Origin of the sequence: Bradyrhizobium sp. IAR9, assembly GCF_013408065.1 — a bacterium.
In the GTDB taxonomy this organism is placed as follows: Bacteria; Pseudomonadota; Alphaproteobacteria; order Rhizobiales; family Xanthobacteraceae; genus Bradyrhizobium.
Genome location: NZ_JACBZW010000002.1, coordinates 613,217 through 628,334, shown reverse-complemented (window position 1 = coordinate 628,334; position 15,118 = coordinate 613,217). Strand labels below are relative to the sequence as shown.

The following is a 15,118-nucleotide window of genomic DNA, read 5'->3' as shown; positions in this document are numbered from 1 at the left end:
GATCTCTTTAGGAGTCTGACTTCGGACGCAGTCCGAGGAAGAAGGACGAGGACTTGAGCGGCGCGAAGCTCGGCCGCTTCAGGCCGGCGCCGAGCAGCGGCGCGGTGTCGACGGGAGCCGTGATCGACGCCGTGGTCTTGCCCTGCGGCGCATCGGGCGTGCAGGTGCCGGCGACGAAGCTCGGCTCCGGCCCGAGCGGGGTGCCGCGGCGAGCGTATTTGTCGTAAGTGAGCGGCAGGGTGTTGTTCAGGCCCTGATGACCGTTGCCGCCCTTGGCGTCGATCGCCATCATTTCGCTCTGGCACATCTTGCCGGTCTCGACGCACATGTTGAGGATCAGGCGGTAGAGATCGGAGTCGATCGTGCCGTAGCGGCGCACCGGCTCGTTCTGGCTGGGCTTTTCGAGCTGGAGATATTCGGCGCGGCCGAGCGAGCCGCCGGCGGACTTGGCGCTGGCGATCCAGGCGTCAAAGCCCTTGTCGTCGAGTCCCCTAAAGTTGAAGTGCATGCCGGAGAAGCCGGCACCGCTGTAGTTCGCCGAGAAGCCCTTGTAGGTGCCGGCGTGGTTCACCACCGCGTGGAGCTTCGTCTCCATGCCCGGCATCGCGTAGATCTGGCCGGCAAGCGCGGGGATGTAGAACGAGTTCATCACCGAGGATGCGGTGATGCGGAAGTTGATCGGACGGTCGACCGGTGCTGCGAGCTCGTTGACGGTGGCGATGCCGTAATCCGGATAGATAAAGAGCCACTTCCAGTCGAGCGCGACGACGTCGACCTCGAGCGGGGCCCGGGACTGGTCCACGGCGCGGTCGGCATGGATGCGGCCGAGCGTGCGATAGGGGTCGAGCAGATGCGTGCCCATCCAGGTCAGTGCGCCCAGGCAGACGATGATCAGCAGCGGCGCCGACCAGATCACCAGCTCGAGCTTGGTCGAGTGGTCCCATTCCGGCTCATAGCGAGCGGCCGTGTTGGACTGGCGATAGCGCCAGGCGAACAGCACCGTCAGCGCCATCACGGGGACGACGATCAGGAGCATCAGGACGGTGGAGATGATGACGAGGTCGCGCTGCTGGGCAGCGATATCGCCGGCTGGCGCCAGCACGACGTAGTCGCAGCCGCTGAGCGCAGCAGCCAGAGGTAGTAGCGCCAGGATCTTGAGACGAGACACGGGCCGAGCCTTTGAGAATGAGTTTCTTTTGCGGGGCCAACGGGTAGCTGCGGCGCAACAATCCGGACATTGGACAATTTGTCCAATGTTGCAGTGCGGAATGTTGGGTCAGAGAGGGAAAGATTGCCCGGCGCCCGCCGGGCGGTCGGCTTTGGTTTTCAGGACGTTAAGGGCGCACGAATGGCGACGGCACAGACCCCCGTAATGGCAGACCTCCACACGGGCGAGCACGGCCACGACCAGGCCAGTCCCGGCGAGATCGCCATCGGCGTCATCATCGGCCGCACCTCGGAATTCTTCGACTTCTTCGTCTTCGCGATCGCCTCGGTGATCGTGTTCCCGCGCCTGGTGTTCCCGTTCGCGAGCGAGCTGACCGGCACGCTCTATTCCTTCATGATCTTCGCGCTGGCCTTCATGGCGCGGCCGATCGGCACCGTCATTTTCATGACGGTGGACCGTGCCTACGGCAAGACCGCCAAGCTGATCTCGGCGCTGTTCCTGCTCGGCACCGCCACGGTCGCGCTGGCGTTCCTGCCCGGCTATCACGACATCGGCGTTGCCGCGATCTGGCTGCTGGCGCTGGCGCGCATCGCGCAGGGTCTGGCCTGGGGCGGTGCCTGGGACGGCATGGCCTCGCTGCTGGCGCTGAACGCGCCGCCCTCCAAGCGCGGCTGGTACGCGATGGTGCCGCAGCTCGGGGCTCCGCTCGGGCTGATCGTGGCGAGCGCGCTGTTCGCCTATTTCGCCGGCAATCTCTCGGCCGACGATTTCTTCGACTGGGGCTGGCGCTATCCGTTCTTCGTCGCCTTCGCCATCAACGTCGTGGCGCTGTTCGCGCGCCTGCGCATGGTGACGACGGAGGAATATGCCTCGCTGTTCGAGACCCGCGAGTTGCAGCCCGCGCGCATCTCCGACACCGTCGCGAGCGAAGGCCAGAACATCATGCTGGGAGCGTTCGCGCCGCTGGCGAGCTTTGCGCTGTTCCACATGGTCACGGTGTTTCCGCTGTCCTGGGTGTTCCTGTTCACCCGCGAAAGCCCGGTACGCTTCCTGATCATCGAGATCGTCGCCGCCGTGTTCGGCGTTGGCGCGATCGTGATGTCCGGCATCATCGCCGACCGCGTCGGCCGCAAGTCGCTGCTGATGGGATCGGCGATCGCGATCGCGATCTATAGCGGCTTTGCCCCGCAGTTGCTCGATGCCGGCGCGTTCGGCGAGACCATCTATATGGTGATCGGCTTCATCCTGCTCGGCCTGTCGTTCGGCCAGTCCTCGGGCGCGATCGCCTCGAACTTCAAGCAGGCGTACCGCTACACGGCGTCCGCGCTGACCTCGGACATGGCCTGGCTGTTCGGTGCCGGCTTCGCGCCGCTGGTCGCCTTGCTGCTCGCGACCAATCTCGGCGTCATCGCCTCGGGTGCGTATCTGCTGTCCGGCGCGTTCTGGACCCTGCTGGCGCTCTGGCTCAGCGGCCAGCGCGAGAAGGGCGATATGGATACGGGGCGCTAAGCTCGAGCTGTAGCCACATCACAGGTGCGGTAGGGTGGGCAAAGGCGCCCTTGCGCCGTGCCCACCATCTCTCTCGATCGCCAAAGATGCGTGGGCACGCTTGCGCTTTGCCCACCCTACGGCACCACCCGTTTCGCTAATCCGCCACGATCTTCACGCGATCACGCACCTTCACCTGCGCGGTGCGATCGAGGCCGTTCAGCACGCGGAAGCGTTCGGCGGGATGGTCGACGCCGGCCATGCGGTGGGAGAGCGATTCCACGGTGTCGCCGGGCTGCACGGTGATGACCTTGATACGGAGCGGGCGCGCGGCCTGAATCTCGTCGAGCGTCAGGCGGCGGAACGAATTGACGGTCTCGCGCGCATTGCGTTCGCTCTCGGTCGACTTCTGCCGTGCCGCGAAGATGAAGCGATAGACGTCGCTGCCGAAGCGAAGCGCGTAGACCTTGAACTGCCACTGGTCGCCTTTGGCGGTGGCCGACGCAGCCGGGAAACCGTTGATGGTGATGTCCTCGGTGGACGCCTTCTCGACGCCCTCCATCCAGCCGGAATTGAGGTAGTCGCCGAGCGACTGCTCGGCCGGCACGCGCACCACGTCGAAACGCATCGCCTGTGCGCCGCCCTCGCGCACGCCGATCACCGCCTGCGCGGTGTTGTCGAGCGTGAAATTGTCCGGCGCCTGGAAGGTGAAGCCCAGCTTCGGATGCAGGAAGCGGCGGCCGCGGACGAAACCTTCGCTGGGGTCTTCGCCGTAGACGAGGTTGTCGATCGCAGCGAGATAGCTCTCGCGGTCGCGCTCGGCGCCTTCAGGCGCCGTGTATTGCCGCGCGATGGTCTGCGCGTTCTGCACGCGCTCCGGGGTCGCCGGATGCGAGGAGGTGAAATCCTGCGCGCGCGGATCGAGCGAGCTCTTGCCGGCCTTCAGCTCGGCATTGCGCTCCATCGCGGAGAGGAAGCGCGCAGCACCGTAGGGATCGAAATGCGCCTTGGCGGAAATGCCGACGCCGATGCCGTCGGCCTCGAACTCCTGCTTGCGCGAAAAGCTCGCCATGGTGAGCTTGGTCTTGGCCAGCGCGAGCGCGGTGAGATCGGGGTCGTTGCTCATGTCGGTGACGACGCGGGTGACGATCGCGGCCTGGCGCGCCTGGTCCTCGCGCATCGCGGCATGCTTGGACAGCACGTGCGCCATCTCGTGGCTGAGCACGGAGGACAATTCCGAGGTGTCGCTGGCGAGCGCGAGAAGTCCGCGGGTGACATAGAGCTGGCCGTTCGGCAGCGCGAAGGCGTTCACCGCGCCGGAATTGAGGATGGTGACCTTGTAGCCCTGGTCGGGACGGTCGGACGCTGCGACCAGCCGGTCGACGGTCTTGCTGACGAGCGATTCGAGCCTGGGATCGTCATAGGTGCCGCCGTAGCTCGCCAGGATGCGCTCGTGCTCCTTCTCGGTGGCGGGGGTCTGCGCGACGGCCGGCTTCGGCTTGGGCATCGCAACGGTCGGTGGGGTCGCGGCAGCCTGGAACCGGCCCATGTCGCCGCAGCCGGCGAGAAGCCCGCCCAGCGCAAGGCAAAGCGCGGCCGGCGCCGCCCGCAGGCGGCGGCAATCGCCCAGTCCGTGCCGTTCTAGCACCCCATTCACTTCGATTAACCCGTGCCCGGCCGTTAAGGCCTTACCCCAGTAGGCTCGTTTGCGCCCAGCAATTCAACCTGTCCCAAGAGACGCACATCGATGCGCGGCCCCGTACTTCCCTCGACCCAGCCTCGGACTCGAATACGCTTACTTTCCAATGACTTAAGGGTGATCCCGGCATTTTCGAACGCCGGTAGCGTGCGCTTTGAAATAGTCACGGCAAAGCCACGTGTCCAGTTCCGTCCGAAGTTGAGGTAGGTCATTGCCCCAGCTTGCCGGACCGACAGAACTTTGCCCTCGACCACCATAAAGCGCCCGATCCCCGCCAAAATATCGTCCGGACTTTCCGCGTTTTTTATGGCCGACGGGTCAGCCCAACTGCCCTTTTTTTGGCGCCGTGCCGCTGCTTCCGACGCCATCAGGGCCGCCGCGCAGTCCTTGTCCGTGATTTCGGCCGAGACCAGGGCGTCGCCCTGGGCGAGCAGCATGGCCTGCACGGAGGTGTCGCTCTCGCCGATAAAGACCAGCGCGCCCTGGCGGCCATAGCGGTCGGGCGTGTCGTCGTTGCCGCGGAGTGTCACGTCGCGGCTCGCGAGCAGCGAGGCCAGCGCCTGCTTCGTCGTCGCCGTCGTCTCGATGCCTGCGAGGCGGATCTCGCGGCCATCGTCGAGACGAACGCTGCGCGCATCGACGATCGCGGCGACGCGGCCTTCGCCTCGCGACTCGAACCGGCACGGCGTCGCGAGCGCGGTGCGACTCGCGAGGAGAAGGAATGCGACGATGAGGTGAAACAGTCGCGTCACGTGACCCGGAGAGGTTGCGTTATGGGTCGATCCTAACTCAAACGATGCCAATGACGAAGGGACTCTCGTAGGGTGGGCAAAGCGAAGCATGCCCACGTCTTTGCCGATCGCGCAGGCCGTGGGCACGGCGCGAAGAGCGCGCCTTTGCCCACCCTACGACAGCGAGTGCGGGGCTTTGATGTCATCTCACACGCTCGCAATGACGTGGAAACATGTTTCCGCATCTCACCATTCCGCTTTGCGGAAAACATGCCGCCACCGCAAGACTCGCATGGCGCTCTCGCGCTTGCTGCGCTCTTGCGCATGCGGCATGATTGCGGCAACAGCTTTCGCCAAGAGCAATAACCAAGCCGCCATCAGAGTACGGCGCGATAAGGGAGATCGTTTTCCATGAAGACAATTTTGTCGGGCATTTTTGCCGCCGCGTTTGCCCTCAGTGCGAGCGCCGCCGCGCAGGCCCAGGACAAGCCACCTCTCAAGATCGGCGGCATCCTCGACATGTCGAGCCTCTATGCCGACATCACCGGACCCGGCAGCGAGACCGCGGCCAAGATGGCGGTGGAGGATTTCGGCGGCGAGGTGCTGGGGCGCAAGATCCAGGTGCTGGCGGCCGACCATCAAAACAAGGCCGATCTCTCCGCCAACATCGCCCGCGACATGCTCGACAACCAGGGCGTCGAGATGATCTACGACGTCGCGGCCTCCGCCACCGCGCTTGCGGCAGGCGAGATCGCGAAAGCGCGCAACAAGATCATCATCTTCAACGGTCCGGGTTCAATCCGTCTCACCAACGAGGCCTGCGGTCCCTATACCATCCACTACGTGTTCGACACCTACGGCCAGGCCAACGTGACCGGCCTTGCGGCCGTGAAGTCCGGCCTCGACAGCTGGTACTTCCTCACCGCCGATTACGCCTTCGGCCAGGATCTGGAGAAGGACACCAGTGCCGTCGTCACCAAGACCGGCGGCAAGGTGCTCGGCAGCGTGCGCCATCCGCTCAACACGTCGGATTTCTCGTCGTTCCTGCTTCAGGCGCAGGCTTCGAAAGCCAAGGTGATCGGGCTTGCGAACGCCGGCGGCGACACCGTCAACGCCATCAAGCAGGCGGCGGAGTTCGGGATCATGAAGGGCGGTCAGAAAGTCTCGCCGCTGCTCGTCTTCGTCACCGATATCGACTCGATCGGCCTGGAGACCGCGCAGGGGTTGCTGTTGGCGGAAGCCTTCTATTGGGACATGAACGACGAGACGCGCGCCTTCTCGAAGCGCTTTCAGGAGCGCGTGAAGCGGCCGCCGACCTCGGCGCAGGCCGGCGTCTACTCCTCCGTCACGCACTACCTGAAGGCAGTGAAGGCGGCCGGCACGACCGATGCAGCGACTGTCATGAAGGTGATGAAGGAGACGCCGATCAACGACTTCTTCGCCAAGGGTGGCAAGATCCGCGAGGACGGCCGCATGATCCACGACATGTACCTGTTCGAGGTGAAGAAGCCGTCGGAGTCGAAGGGCCGCTGGGACGACTACAAGCTGCTCGCCACCGTGCCCGGCAGCGAAGCGTTCCAGTCGCTGGAGCAGTCACGCTGCCCGCTGGTGAAGAAGTGACGCGAAGCGTCATCCCGGGGCGCGCGTAACCGCGAACCCGGGATCCATCGGGCCGCAGTGATTGTCGACAAATGGATTCCGGGTTCGCGCTTCGCGCGCCCCCGGAACGACGGAGCAAAACAACAAGGGAGACGCCCTATGAGCAACGACATGGTCCTGCAAAAGCTCGAAGGCGGGCTGCTCACCATCACCATGAACCGTCCGGAGCGGAAGAACGCGCTCAACCCTGAGATGGTGGCCGGGCTGGTCGAAGCGGCACGCCGTGCGGCTGATGATCCCGAGGTGCGCGCGGTGCTGTTCAAGGGGGCCGGCGGCTCGTTCTGCGTCGGCGGCGACGTCAAGTCGATGGCGGCTGGCCGCGCGCCGCTGCCGTTCGAGCAGAAGCTTGCGAATCTGCGCCGCGGCATGGAGGTCTCGCGCATCCTGCACCAGATGCCGAAGCCCGTGGTGGCGCAGCTCGACGGCGCCGCGGCCGGCGCGGGCCTGTCGATGGCGCTGTCCTGCGACCTGCGCATCGCCTCGGAATCCTGCAAGATCACGACAGCCTTCGCCAAGGTCGGCTTCTCCGGCGATTACGGCGGCACCTATTTTCTCACCCAGCTGCTCGGCAGCGCGCGGGCGCGCGAGCTCTATCTGATGTCGCCGGTGCTCACGGCCAAGGAAGCGCATGCAATCGGCATGGTGACCAAGGTCGTGCCCGACGCCGAGATCGATGCCGCCGCGCACGAGGTCGCGCTGTCGCTGGCGCAAGGGCCGTCGATCGCGCTCGGCTTCATCAAGCGCAACATCAACAATGCCGAGCATCTGCCGCTGGAGGACTGCTTCGACGGCGAGGCGATCCATCACACCCGCTGCGGCGACACCGAGGATCACAAGGAGGCCGCAAAGGCCTTCGTCGAGAAGCGCAAGCCGACCTTCAGGGGCGCATGACCATGGCGCCCTATATGCGGTTGCGGCAGATCTGCCTGGTCGCGCCGCAGCTCGCGCCCGTGATCTCCGACATCGCGGAGATCATGGGCCTCGCCGTGTGCTACCGCGACGGCAATGTCGCAAAATACGGCCTGGAGAATGCGCTGCTTCCGGTCGACACGATCATGTTGGAGGTGGTGGCACCCTTCAAGGGCGGTACCACGGCCGGCCGCTTCATCGAGAAGACCGGCGGCCGCGGCGGCTATATGGCGATCTTCTGCTGCAATGATCCCGACGAGCGCGGTCGCAACGCCAATGCGCTTGGCGTGCGCACCGCCAACGTGATCGACCACGCGCCCTATCATGGCGTCCAGCTCCATCCCCGCGACTGCCGTGCTGCCTTCATCGAGTTCAATCACACCGAAGGCAGCGATGATGTTTTGGGGCCATATCCGCCGGCCGGACCGGACTGGCAGAAATTCATCCGCAAGGACGTGACGCAGGTGCTGACCGGCGTGGAGATGCAGAGCCCGGATCCGAAGGGGCTGGCGGAGCATTGGGGGAAGATCATCGGCGTTGCGGCTGAAGGTGCCGAGTTGACGCTCCCCAACGCGACCTTTCGCTTCGTGAAAGGCGCCAGCGAGATCATGAGCGCGCTGGAGTTTCGGGTGGCGGATCGGGCGAGCGTGCTGCATGCCGCGAAGGCGAGGGGGCTTGCGGTGGCGGACAATGAGTTCTTGCTGGGCGGGGTGACGTTCCGCATCAGTTGATCCCTCGACCGTTATCCGTCACCCTGAGGTGCTCGCCTCTTCGGCGAGCCTCGAAGGGCGACGGCCACGGTGGGGCCGTTCATCCTTCGAGGCCTCCGCTGCGCTCCGGCGCCTCAGGATGACGGTGAGAGATGCGGTGCAGCCAACAATAAGAAGGACTCGTCCTATGCCGCATCCGCTCGACAGCTTCTTCGCGCCCGCCAGCATCGCGCTGATCGGCGCCTCGCGCGACCACGAGAAGATCCCGGGGCGGCTGTTGTCGATGCTGCGCAAGAACGAATATCCCGGGAAGATCTACCCGGTGAACCCGAACTACGCCGATATCGACGGGCTCGCCTGCTACAAATCGATTGGCGAGATCGGCGCGCCGATCGACCTTGCCGTCATCATCATCCCGGCCCGCACCGTGTTTCCCGCGCTCGAGCAATGCGCTGCCGCCGGCGTCAGGAACGCCGTGATCATCTCCTCCGGCTTTGCCGAGGAGGGCGGCGACAGCGCGGCGATGCAGGACGCGATCGCCGCGCTGGCAAAGCGCGCCGGCATGCGGATATCCGGGCCGAACGCCGAGGGCTTCTTCAGCCAGGTGCAGCGCGTGGCGGCGACATTCAGTCCGGCCGTCGATGTCAAGCCAGGCGTGGTGCCGCTTGTTGCCAGCAAAAAACGGATCGGCATCGTCGCGCAAAGCGGCGGCATCGGCTTCGCCTATTATCATCGCGCGCGGGCACTCGGAATTGCCATCAGCTATGTCGTCAGCACCGGCAATGAATCCGATCTCGGCGCCGGCGAGTTCCTGGATTACATGGTGCAGGATTCCTCGACCGACGTGATCCTGCTGTTCATCGAGGGCATCCGCGACGTCGACAAATTTCTCGTCGCCGCCCGGCGCGCTGCGGAGATGAAAAAGCCGGTGATCGTGACAAAAGTCGGCCGCTCCGGCGCAGGCCAGCGCGCGGCGGCCTCGCATACCGCGAGCATGGCCGGCTGGTCGGCGGCCTATGACGCGGCGTTCGCGAAATACGGCTTCATCGTCTCCAACGATCTGGACGAAGCGCTGACGATCGCGGCGGTGCTTGCCAGCAATCCGCTGCCGAAGGGCGATCGCGTTGCCGTCGTCACCGTTTCGGGCGGTGCCGGCATCTGGGGCGCCGATGCGGTGGCGCTGCAAGGCTTGCAGGTGCCGGAGCTGTCCGAAAAGGTCCAGGCGGGGATCAAGTCGCTGATGCCGTCCTATGGCACGGCGCGCAACCCGATCGACGTCACCGCGCAAGGCGTCACCTCTGGCGGCTTGCAGAAGAGCGTCGATGTGCTCACTGCCTCCGACGAGGTCGATGCGATCCTGGTGGTGCTGTCGCTGTCGAGCGAGGTGCGCAAGCCCTTCAAGGAGGAGGAGCTGACGCCGGTGCTGTCGGCGCAACGCAAGCCGGTGGTGTTCTATTCCTATACGGTGCCGTCCGACTTCGCCCGCCGCGAGCTCGCCAAATCCGGCGTCGTCGTGCTCTCGGGCCTCACCCATGTCGGCGTCGCGATGCGTCGGCTGGTCGACTACGCCAGTTTCAAGCTGCCGCTACCTGCGGACACAGCGCGGCTGCCGGCGCGCGATCTTTCTGCGCATCTGAAATCGCCGGTTCTGTCCGAGGCCGACAGCAAGTCGTTGCTCCGCACCGCCGGCATTGCGTTGCCGGATGAGGTGCTGGTGAGAGACAAGAGCGAGCTCGACGAAGCCGTCACCCGCGTCGGCTTTCCGCTGGCCATGAAGATTCAGTCGCCTGATATCGCCCATAAGAGCGAAGTTGGCGGCGTGCGCGTCAACATCACCACCAAGGGCGAGGTGTTTCTGGCATTCGAGGCGCTGTTGGACAATGCGCGCCGGCACCGGCCGGAGGCGGATATCCAAGGCGTGCTGGTTGGCCCGATGGCGAAGAAGGGCGTCGAGATCATCGTCGGCACGATGACCGACGAGACGTTCGGTCCCATGGTGATGGTGGGTCTCGGCGGCATCACCACCGAGCTGTTCCGCGACGTCGTCTATCGCCCGGCGCCGGTGAGTGCGGAGGAGGCGGGTGCGATGCTGGCGGGCTTGAAGGCTGCGCCGCTCCTCAATGGGTTTCGTGGAGCGGTGAAGGCGGATGTTGCGGCTTTGTCGCGGTTGATCGCCGACGTTTCAGTGCTCGCCGCGCGGCATGCAAAGGAGATCGCCGAGATCGAGCTCAATCCGGTGCTGGTGCACACCGAGGGGCAGGGCGTGACGATCGTCGATGCGCTGGTGGTGGGGAGGAAGTAGCGAGGCCACAAACAACACTGTCGTCCCGGGGCGCGAAGCGAACCCGGGACCCATAACCACAGGGAGGAGTTTGGCGAAGACTCGTGGTGACGGTATGCGCCCCATAGCTTCTTCCTGTGGTTATGGGTCCCCGCTTTCGCGGGGACGACAGGAGAAATTGCCGAAGCGCCGGCGCGATACGTCGACTATCGCCCCTTGAAATTCGCCGCGCGGCGTTCTTCCGTGGCCTTCACGCCTTCCTTGAAATCCTCCGTCGCGCGCAGCCGGGTCTGCTCGGCGAGCTCGTGGTTGGTCGCGGCCATGACGCGGTCGGCGAGGCCATTGCGCATCGTCGCGCGGGTGGAGAGCAGGCCGAGCGGCGAGCATTCGGCGATCTCGCCGGCGAGCTTCATCGCGGCCGCCTTGACCTGATCCTGCGGCACCAGCTCGTTGGCGAGGCCCCACTTCACGGCTTCTTCGCCGGTGACGCGGCGGCTGGTGTAGAACATCAGCTCGGCGTTGTTCTTGCCGATCAGCTCAGGAAGAGTCGTCGTCAGGCCGAAGCCGGGATGGAAGCCAAGCTTGGTGAAGTTGGCTGAGAAGCGCGCTTCGGGGCAGGTGACGCGGAAGTCCGCCGACACCGCGAGACCCAATCCGCCGCCGATGGCGGCGCCCTGCACGGCGGCGACGATCGGCTTCTTGGCGCGGAAGATGCGCACGGCCTGGATGTAGAGATGGTTGATCGGGCCGAGATTGTCGGCGGGGTCGCCCTTCTTCTCGGCCTCGCGCGCCTCCTGCGCCTGCCGTGCCGGATCCTGGAAATTGGCGCCGGCGCAGAACGCCTTGCCCTGCGCCGAGAGCACCGAGCTGCGGATCTCGATGTCGCGGTCGAATTCGTCGAGCGCATCGGCGATCTGGTTGATCAGCGAGATGTCGAAGAAGTTCAGCGGCGGGCGGCGGATCTCGATGGTGCCGACGTGTCCGACTTTCTCGACGCCGATGTCTTTATAGGTGGTCATGATGATCCTCGAATGATTAGCGCAGGCCCAATCCGCGGGCGATGATGCCGCGCAGCACCTCGGTGGTGCCGCCCTGGATGGTGAGTTTCGGTGCGGTCTTGATGGCGAAGTCGAGCTGTCGCTCCAAGGTCTCGCGGTTGGTCGCGGTCTCCTCGACGAAAGCAGCAAGGTCGCGGACGCGATGCGGGAGCTGCTGCTCCCACACCGTGCCGATGTCCTTGACGATGGACGCCTCGACCACAGGCTCCTTGCCGGCCTGCAGCATGCCGGCGACCGAGACCGACATGCGCCGCATGGTATGGAGCTGCGCCACCAGGCGCCCGATGCCTTCGGCGCTGCGCGTGTCGGGGTTCGGACCGACTGCGCGGACCAGCTCGGTCAGCACGTAATAGGTTTCGAGGAAACGCTCGGGGCCCGAACGCTCATAGGCGAGCTCCGATGTCGCCTGCTTCCAGGCGCCGTCGACCTCGCCGAGCACGTGATCGTCAGGGACGAAGAAGTCGGTGAAGACGACCTCGTTGAACTCGTACTGGCCGGTGATCTGGCCGATCGGGTTCACCTTGATGCCCGGCTGCTTCATCTTGACCAGGAATTGCGTCAGGCCGTGACGGCGGTTTTCCTTGGTCGGCTGTGAGGTCCGGAAGATCGCGATCATGTAGTCGGCGATGTGGGCCGACGAGGTCCAGATCTTGGTGCCGTTGATGAGATAGCCGCCGTCGGTCTTGGTCGCGCGCGTCTTTGCCGCGAACAGGTCGGAGCCGGAATTCGGCTCGCTCATGCCGATCGCAAAGCAGATCTCGCCGCGGCAGATCCGCGGCAGGATGTCCATCTTGATGTGCTCGGGTGCGTATTTCAGCAGCACCGGTCCGCTCTGGCGGTCGGCGACGAAGAAGCGCCGCGTGGGCGCATTCGCGACGCGCATCTCCTCGGTCACCACGTAGCGTTCGAGGAAGGAGCGCTCCTGGCCGCCATATTTTTTCGGCCAGGTCATCCCCAGCCAGCCCTTGGCGCCGACCCGGCGGGAAAATTCCGGCGCGTCGGTGTCTTCGCGATTGGGCTTGTGCGGATCGAAGGTGCCGGCGGCGATTTCTTCGGCGAGGAAAGCGCGCACTTCCTTGCGCAACTGCTCGCACTTCTCGGGCAGGCGGATCGGATCGAAACGGAGGGCAGCGGTCATGTGTTTCTCTCCCTGATCAGCGCGACGCCACGAGCGGCCACAATTCGTCGGCGCCGCGGTTTGCGACCAGCTTGCCGAGCTCGACGGCCCAGTGGCTCTCCGAGCCGAAATCGTCGCGCCAGGCCAGCGCTCGCAGCGAATAGCGGTGCAGGATGTGCTCGAGGGTGAAGCCGATCGCGCCGTGCACCTGATGTGCGATGGCGCCGCCCTTTTCCGCGGCTTCCGCGCAGCGGATCTTTGCCGAGGCGGCTTCGAGATAGACCTCGTCGTCGAAACGCGACGCATTCGCGATGGCGTCGGCGGCCGAGGTCGCAGCCGCAAGGGCGGCGGCGGATTCGCCGGCGAGGCGGGCGAGATTGTGCTGCACGGCCTGGAATTTCGAGATCTTCTTCTCGAAGGCGACGCGCTCGTTGGAATAGCGCACGGAGATGTCGAGCATCGATTCCAGCGCGCCGGCGATCTGCAGGCTGCGCGCAACGCCGCCCATCAGCATCATCGTGGTCTGGTCAAAGCCCTTCGGCGCGGCCTTGCGCGTGACGGGCTGGACCTTGTCGAGCGTCACGGTGTCGCTGTGGTCGTAGCCGACATTGAGGCCGGACTCGATCCGGACCTTGCCGGCATCGACCAGCGCGATCGAGACGCCATCCTTGCCGTGCGCCAGCACCGCAAAATGCTTTGCCACTTTCGCAAAGGGCACGCCGCGGGCGCGGCCGGAGAGCGAACCGTCGGCATCGAGGGTGATGCGATCCTTCGGCGATGCCGGCAGCACCGTCATCTCGCCCTCGGGCGATGCGATCTTCGCTTGCGCCAGCAGCCAGCCCGCCAGCATGGTCTCGGCCAGCGGAACCGCGACGGCGAAACGGCCGGCGGCGTTCAGAAGCGCAAAGCCGTCGGCAAGGCTCGCGCCGGAGCCGCCGAGATCGTCGGGCACCCAGGACAATGGCAGGCCGGCTTCGCTCAGCGCCCGCCACAGCGGCGCCTGCCAGGCATCCTTCTTGTCGTTGTTGATGGTTTGCGGATCGGCGAGATCGGCGAAGATCTTCTCCGCAGTCTCGACGACGATGTTGTCACTCTCCGCCACAGCGTTCCCCGTGTTTTGCCGTTGGCGCGGCCCGCCTCGTGGAGCGAACCGCGCAGGTCTTCTTGCGCCCGATGATCCGAAAAAGCCATGGCCCTGACAAGCGTTGATCGCAGGTCAACCTGCGGCGCGGGCATGGGGCAAGGACCAATAGGAGGCTAATTCCGCTTAGCGGAGTTTGCTTGATTTGCAGGGCGCCGCAAACTCGCTAAACAAGGCCAGCGACTTAAGGCTCGCATCAGAACCAGGGGAAGGAAATCCGGATGGCCAAAGACAGTCTGTGCGCAATCGTGACGGGGTCCGCATCCGGACTTGGCGCAGCAACCGCGGAAATCCTCGCGCGAAGCGGGGCGCGGCTCGTCATCAACTATTCCTCTAGCCAGAAAGAAGCCGAGGCCACCGCGGACGTCTGCCGCAAGGCGGGCTCTCCGGAAGTCCTGGTTGCGCAGGGCGACGTTTCAAAGGACGACGATTGCCGCAAGATCGTTGCGGCGGCCAGCGCCTGGGGCCGGCTCGACATCCTCGTCAACAATGCCGGCACCACCAAGCATGTCGCCCATGCCGATCTCGACGGATTGTCGGCTGAGGATTTCCAGCGCGTGTATGGTGTCAACACCATCGGCCCGTTCCAGATGGTGCGTGCCGCGCGCAGCCTGCTCGAAGCCGGTGCAAAGGCCTCGGAGCGGCCCTCCGCCGTGGTCAACGTGTCCTCGGTCGCCGGCATCAGCGGCGTCGGCTCGTCGATCGCCTACGCCGCGAGCAAGGGCGCGCTCAACACCATGACGCTGTCGCTGTCGCGCGCGCTGGCGCCGCTGATCCGCGTCAACACCGTCTGCCCCGGCTATATCGACACGCCCTGGTTCACCAAGGGCCGCGGCGAAGCCGGCGCCAAGCAGGTGCGCGACAGCGTGGTGGCGAAGGTGCCGCTCAAGGTCGCATCATCAGCCGAGGACATCGCGCAGCTCGTCTGCTTCCTCGCGATGCCGGCCTCCAGCAACATGACCGGCGAGGTCGTGCGCATGGATGCGGGGATGCATCTGATTACGTGAGATCGCGTTCCAATCTCCGCTGTCATCCCCGCCTAGTGCGCAATTGCGCACGGGGCGCGGGGATCCATAACCACAGGGAGAAGTTTGGCGTGACTCCGGTCACTCCGTGTCTTGGCCAAACCACTCCCTGTGGTTGGGTCCCGGATCGGC

The 15,118-nt window shown here is 65.1% G+C and carries 12 protein-coding genes; 6 read left to right on the top strand and 6 right to left on the bottom strand.

What is annotated here, in order from left to right:
- Positions 1 to 7 precede the first annotated feature (7 nt).
- Positions 8 to 1,168, bottom strand: a complete 1,161-nt coding sequence (cyoA, locus tag GGD67_RS08540) for a ubiquinol oxidase subunit II (protein ID WP_179732138.1) — start codon at positions 1,166 to 1,168, stop codon at positions 8 to 10.
- A gap of 180 nt (positions 1,169 to 1,348) precedes the next feature.
- Between cyoA and GGD67_RS08535 the strand changes: the two genes are divergently transcribed.
- Positions 1,349 to 2,677 (top strand): MFS transporter, encoded by a 1,329-nt coding sequence (locus GGD67_RS08535; protein ID WP_179732136.1) that lies wholly within the window; start codon positions 1,349 to 1,351, stop codon positions 2,675 to 2,677.
- Between the two features lie 136 nt (positions 2,678 to 2,813).
- Here GGD67_RS08535 and GGD67_RS08530 read toward each other — a convergent pair whose 3' ends face one another.
- Positions 2,814 to 4,205, bottom strand: coding sequence for a M48 family metalloprotease (locus tag GGD67_RS08530; RefSeq protein WP_244550774.1), 1,392 nt, complete (start codon positions 4,203 to 4,205; stop codon positions 2,814 to 2,816).
- Positions 4,206 to 4,336: 131 nt separating this feature from the next.
- Positions 4,337 to 5,197: a thermonuclease family protein gene (locus GGD67_RS08525; protein ID WP_409411117.1), complete on the bottom strand. Its 861-nt coding sequence runs from the start codon at positions 5,195 to 5,197 to the stop codon at positions 4,337 to 4,339.
- 300 nt (positions 5,198 to 5,497) lie between these two features.
- Here GGD67_RS08525 and GGD67_RS08520 point away from each other — a divergent pair, with 300 nt between their 5' ends.
- The 4 genes from GGD67_RS08520 (at position 5,498) to GGD67_RS08505 (ending at position 10,666) form a co-directional block, all read left to right on the top strand.
- Positions 5,498 to 6,706 (top strand): ABC transporter substrate-binding protein, encoded by a 1,209-nt coding sequence (locus GGD67_RS08520; protein ID WP_018316471.1) that lies wholly within the window; start codon positions 5,498 to 5,500, stop codon positions 6,704 to 6,706.
- A gap of 138 nt (positions 6,707 to 6,844) precedes the next feature.
- Positions 6,845 to 7,636 (top strand): enoyl-CoA hydratase, encoded by a 792-nt coding sequence (locus GGD67_RS08515; RefSeq protein ID WP_179732132.1) that lies wholly within the window; start codon positions 6,845 to 6,847, stop codon positions 7,634 to 7,636.
- Positions 7,637 to 7,638: 2 nt separating this feature from the next.
- A complete protein-coding gene (locus GGD67_RS08510) occupies positions 7,639 to 8,385 on the top strand; it encodes a hypothetical protein (RefSeq protein ID WP_179732251.1) in 747 nt (248 codons plus the stop codon).
- A 166-nt stretch (positions 8,386 to 8,551) separates the two neighbouring features.
- Positions 8,552 to 10,666: an acetate--CoA ligase family protein gene (locus tag GGD67_RS08505; RefSeq protein WP_179732130.1), complete on the top strand. Its 2,115-nt coding sequence runs from the start codon at positions 8,552 to 8,554 to the stop codon at positions 10,664 to 10,666.
- Positions 10,667 to 10,851: 185 nt separating this feature from the next.
- Here GGD67_RS08505 and GGD67_RS08500 read toward each other — a convergent pair whose 3' ends face one another.
- Genes GGD67_RS08500 through GGD67_RS08490 form a run of 3 tightly spaced genes read right to left on the bottom strand, consistent with a single transcriptional unit; the run spans position 10,852 to position 13,922 of the window.
- A complete protein-coding gene (locus GGD67_RS08500; RefSeq protein ID WP_179732128.1) occupies positions 10,852 to 11,664 on the bottom strand; it encodes an enoyl-CoA hydratase/isomerase family protein in 813 nt (270 codons plus the stop codon).
- A gap of 16 nt (positions 11,665 to 11,680) precedes the next feature.
- A complete protein-coding gene (locus GGD67_RS08495; protein WP_018316466.1) occupies positions 11,681 to 12,841 on the bottom strand; it encodes an acyl-CoA dehydrogenase family protein in 1,161 nt (386 codons plus the stop codon).
- Positions 12,842 to 12,857: 16 nt separating this feature from the next.
- On the bottom strand, positions 12,858 to 13,922 hold the full coding sequence (locus GGD67_RS08490) for an acyl-CoA dehydrogenase family protein (protein ID WP_179732127.1): 1,065 nt from the start codon (positions 13,920 to 13,922) through the stop codon (positions 12,858 to 12,860).
- 260 nt (positions 13,923 to 14,182) lie between these two features.
- Here GGD67_RS08490 and GGD67_RS08485 point away from each other — a divergent pair, with 260 nt between their 5' ends.
- Complete coding sequence (locus GGD67_RS08485; protein WP_179732125.1) at positions 14,183 to 14,968, top strand: SDR family NAD(P)-dependent oxidoreductase; 786 nt, start codon at positions 14,183 to 14,185, stop codon at positions 14,966 to 14,968.
- The last annotated feature ends 150 nt before the right edge of the window (positions 14,969 to 15,118 follow it).

What these genes read in the sequence shown, in the direction of transcription:
- GGD67_RS08485 (WP_179732125.1), top strand. Translation starts at nt 14,183, where the DNA reads ATGGCCAAAGACAGTCTGTGCGCAATCGTGACGGGGTCCGCATCCGGA.
- GGD67_RS08495 (WP_018316466.1), bottom strand. Translation starts at nt 12,841, where the DNA reads ATGACCGCTGCCCTCCGTTTCGATCCGATCCGCCTGCCCGAGAAGTGC.
- GGD67_RS08520 (WP_018316471.1), top strand. Translation starts at nt 5,498, where the DNA reads ATGAAGACAATTTTGTCGGGCATTTTTGCCGCCGCGTTTGCCCTCAGT.
- GGD67_RS08530 (WP_244550774.1), bottom strand. Translation starts at nt 4,205, where the DNA reads ATGGGCCGGTTCCAGGCTGCCGCGACCCCACCGACCGTTGCGATGCCC.
- GGD67_RS08505 (WP_179732130.1), top strand. Translation starts at nt 8,552, where the DNA reads ATGCCGCATCCGCTCGACAGCTTCTTCGCGCCCGCCAGCATCGCGCTG.
- GGD67_RS08515 (WP_179732132.1), top strand. Translation starts at nt 6,845, where the DNA reads ATGAGCAACGACATGGTCCTGCAAAAGCTCGAAGGCGGGCTGCTCACC.
- GGD67_RS08525 (WP_409411117.1), bottom strand. Translation starts at nt 5,197, where the DNA reads ATGCTTCGCTTTGCCCACCCTACGAGAGTCCCTTCGTCATTGGCATCG.
- GGD67_RS08500 (WP_179732128.1), bottom strand. Translation starts at nt 11,664, where the DNA reads ATGACCACCTATAAAGACATCGGCGTCGAGAAAGTCGGACACGTCGGC.
- GGD67_RS08535 (WP_179732136.1), top strand. Translation starts at nt 1,349, where the DNA reads ATGGCGACGGCACAGACCCCCGTAATGGCAGACCTCCACACGGGCGAG.
- GGD67_RS08510 (WP_179732251.1), top strand. Translation starts at nt 7,639, where the DNA reads ATGGCGCCCTATATGCGGTTGCGGCAGATCTGCCTGGTCGCGCCGCAG.